The organism is Mesorhizobium sp. M2A.F.Ca.ET.039.01.1.1 (assembly GCF_003998035.1).
GTDB lineage: Bacteria > Pseudomonadota > Alphaproteobacteria > Rhizobiales > Rhizobiaceae > Mesorhizobium.
The window spans coordinates 1-594 of sequence record NZ_RZRY01001432.1; the positions used below are offsets into that span (position 1 = coordinate 1).

The window sequence follows — 594 nt, forward strand, 5'->3', positions numbered from 1 at the left end:
GGCCACGCATAAGGCGAACGATTACTTCGTGCTCCGGGGCTTTAATGCCGCCCGCGGAAGCGATGACATCCAGAATGCGTTCACCGCGAATACCTAGATTGACCTTGCCTCCACTCGTAACCTCGCCCAGCACCGACGCTGTGGCCGCTGCGTTGTTAGCCAAGGCAACCATAACTTGCGGTTCAAGCGCCCGAGGACCAAGCTTCTTTTGGATGTCGGCGGCAACGGCCTTCGGCGTACGCCCTGCAGCCCGCACCGTTCCGGCATAGGGGACCGTTATGGAGCCATCTCGGTCAATGGTCTGATTGGGGATGACTGTTTGGTGCCCGCCGGCCGTGAATGGCCCCTCAGTCTGCGGGGTGAATAAGCCGCCTGGGCCCGCCTCGAATACAGTGATTGAAAGCGTGTCGCCGATCCCAAGTTGTTGCGAAGGGGCCCCTGGGTGGCTGCCAAACCCGTCCGCCAAGGAGAAACCCGATAGGCGTTCAAGGATCGAAGCCACTTCAGCGTCAAGATCGATAACTTGATAGCCTTGATTCGCGCGACGTTCCTTGGGGTCGATTACGGACGCAGTTGGTCCTGAGGCGGGGAGAG

1 protein-coding gene is annotated in these 594 nt (G+C 59.9%); it reads right to left on the bottom strand.

Features of this window, described 5'->3' with window-relative positions:
- On the bottom strand, positions 1-594 hold a 594-nt coding region (locus EOA24_RS40285), incomplete at both ends, for a polysaccharide biosynthesis/export family protein (protein WP_133375076.1).